3 protein-coding genes are annotated in these 2,910 nt (G+C 39.9%); 1 reads left to right on the forward strand and 2 read right to left on the reverse strand.

Annotation, left to right across the window (positions count from 1 at the left end; genetic code table 11):
* Positions 1 to 612 precede the first annotated feature (612 nt).
* Together ACFIO3_RS10870 and ACFIO3_RS10875 are read right to left on the reverse strand one after the other, a co-directional pair.
* A complete protein-coding gene (locus ACFIO3_RS10870) occupies positions 613 to 996 on the reverse strand; it encodes a cell division protein ZapA (protein WP_375606565.1) in 384 nt (127 codons plus the stop codon).
* Positions 997 to 1,008: 12 nt separating this feature from the next.
* Positions 1,009 to 1,284, reverse strand: a complete 276-nt coding sequence (locus ACFIO3_RS10875) for a DUF4164 domain-containing protein (RefSeq protein WP_005774573.1) — start codon at positions 1,282 to 1,284, stop codon at positions 1,009 to 1,011.
* 334 nt (positions 1,285 to 1,618) lie between these two features.
* On the opposite strand from ACFIO3_RS10875, the gene ACFIO3_RS10880 reads away from it, so the two are divergent.
* Positions 1,619 to 2,910: transketolase family protein (locus tag ACFIO3_RS10880; RefSeq protein WP_375704449.1), on the forward strand; the 1,292-nt coding region annotated here is incomplete at its 3' end.

Below are 2,910 nucleotides of genomic sequence, written 5' to 3' on the forward strand. Positions count from 1 at the left end.
GTATGAGATTAACATACTCTTTGGGTTTGACTTTTTTCCTGCTCTAAAGGATGAAAATACTTAATTCACGCTGGTTTATAAATGATACGGTTCTTTTCGGTGGGTTTCATCGGATGGACATTTCAGGCGCAAAGACTCTATGGTGCTTATATTATCAAATAGCGGTGTTTTACGGTATAATAGATAAGGTTATTTTTTAATATATATTGTATTATCTAGGGGAAAGAATTTTTTGGCATGCATTCATAGGGAACATGAATATAGCTCTTTTTTTCGAAGGGGGCTTTATTTGTTTGTTGTTGTTGTCATTTATATGATTTTTTTTACAATGATGTTGGTTTTGTTATCTTATTGCGCTTTTAAAAGACATCTCATTTGAAATGTGGTGATATAAGGTAGCCTCCTTGATATAGGAAGTGTTTGTGCGGAGGTGAAATATTCAGGGTAGGGCTTTCTTGTTGAGGTTTAAGTTAATCCCATAAGTCGTGAGTAGCTGGAATCCTTCCTATAAAAAACCAGACTGTTTACACACTGGTGTGGGTTTTAGGATTTTTGTTCTGTAAGGTGTGAGAGGCAAGTCAAATCTTGGTTTATTACGCGCTGATGTACTTTTTAGAAATCTTCCTGTTCTTGTTCTTGAATGTTTGTGCAGTTTTGATCATCTTTGAGCAATTGGTTGGTGAGATTTTCAATGCGTTGTGTGGTGTCACGCATAATTTTCCCCATGGTGCGGTCTCTTTCGTTGTGGAGTCGTAAAAGAGTGTTGTAGTCTTCTTGTAATTTTTTATTTTCTCGTTTTATTTCTTCCATTTCATCAATAATCATTATGCCAGCCATAACCGATAAACGATGGTCGCCAATTTCACCAAAATTGTTCTTTAAATGTGTGATATATTGATCTAATTGAGCAGCAAGCGCAATAAGACGACGTTCTTGTCCTTTGTCACAAGCCATGCGATAAATTTTACCATCAATGGTAACGGAAACAGTTTCCATACATTCAAACCTTTATCTATCAATGACAACACGAATTGTTTCCATTGCTTTAATAAGACGTTTGGAAACTTCTTTGTTTACGGACTCTAAGCGTTCAATTTGGGCTTCAGCTTTGTCAAGCGCTTGGGCAAGATGGCTGCGGTCAGCATTCATTCGTTGGATTTCTTCTTCCCATTCGTTATTTTTATCAATAACGGCATTGCGGTTTATTATGGTGATCTCTAAAGTTCTAAGTGCCTTTTCTAGGTGCTCTAAAGCATCTTGTAGAACTGTAGTCTCTTGGTTCATTGCCTTTATCCTTTGGGTAATTGTATCCTTTATCAATGTGTTATGCAAAAACGAATCACTTTCACTCTTGTGTTGTGTGCATTTTATTTTTAAGTATGTAGGATATTTTAGCAAGCAAAGCAGGGGATAGATATAAATTAAAAGCTGGATTTTTTGCGCGTATTGGCATAAATGACATGGATATACAGAACGCGTGAGGGGAATGTTATTAATATTATTGAAGTGGTGGCAAAAAGTCTCACGCTAAGGATTAGAAAATAGTATTTCTTGAGAACTTTAAGAGAATACGGAAAAAGCAACAGAATAACGTATTTAACGAAATGGTCGATTATTCATGACAAACACCCACCAACAGAATCAGATGGCCAATGCTATCCGTTTTCTTGCTATTGATGCGATTGAAAAAGCAAATTCTGGTCATCCGGGTTTGCCAATGGGAGCAGCCGATATTGCTACGGTTCTTTATACAAAATTTCTTGCTCATGACCCCAAAAAACCTCGCTGGCCTAACCGTGATCGTTTTGTGTTATCAGCAGGACATGGGTCTATGTTGCTTTATGCTCTCTTGTATCTTTCTGGTTATGAAGATATTGGCATTGAAGATCTCAAAAATTTTCGCCAATTAGGAGCAAAGCTTGCTGGGCATCCAGAATATGGGCATGTGGCGGGAATCGAAACAACGACTGGTCCTCTCGGACAAGGATTGGCTAATGCCGTGGGGATGGCTCTTGGAGAGCGTTTGCAAAATGCCCGTTTTGGTGATCTTATCAACCATTACACTTATGCGTTGGTAGGCGATGGATGCCTTATGGAAGGGATATCTCAAGAAGCACTTTCCCTTGCCGGTCATTTGAAACTCAATAAGCTTATTGTGTTGTGGGACGATAATAATATTTCTATCGATGGAGAGATTTCCCTTGCTGACAGTACAGATCAGATTGCGCGTTTTAAGGCATCTGGTTGGGAGACACATAAAGTCAATGGGCATGATCAAGCAGCAATTGCGCGGGCTATTGAGGCGGCACAAAATTCCGATAAACCAACTTTGATCGCTTGTAAAACAACAATTGGTTTTGGAGCACCCAATAAAGCGGGTACCAATAAAGTTCATGGTGCCCCTTTGGGTGCACGAGAAATCACTGAAACCCGTATCGCTTTAGGGTGGGATGCTGAGCCTTTCGTTATTCCAGCCGATATTCTCGATAATTGGCGCTTGGCTAGTCTCAATGCTGCTAAAAAACGTCAAAAATGGGAAGAAAAATTTGCTGATCTTCCTGTTTCAGAGCGTGTGGAGTTTGAAAGATTGATGCGGGGCGATCTCGTGGGCGGATTTGATGGCGCTATCGATGCTTATAAACAGAAATTGGTTGAAGAGCGCCCCGTTGTTGCTACGCGTAAAGCTTCGGAAATGGCTCTTGAAGTGATCAATGAAGTCATTACGGAAACCATTGGTGGTTCTGCCGACCTAACAGGGTCCAATAACACAAAAAGCAGCCAAATGAAAAGTATCTCTGCAGATGATTTTTCAGGGCGCTATCTGCATTATGGAATTCGCGAACACGCAATGGGCGCTATAATGAATGGGCTTGCTCTTCATGGGGGCTTTATTCCTTATGGGGGAACATT

This window comes from Bartonella sp. AD328YNZD, from assembly GCF_042196425.1.

Bases quoted from the DNA above. Each gene is read 5' to 3' on its own strand.
- ACFIO3_RS10870 (WP_375606565.1), bottom strand. From the start codon at position 996: ATGGAAACTGTTTCCGTTACCATTGATGGTAAAATTTATCGCATGGCT.
- ACFIO3_RS10875 (WP_005774573.1), bottom strand. From the start codon at position 1,284: ATGAACCAAGAGACTACAGTTCTACAAGATGCTTTAGAGCACCTAGAA.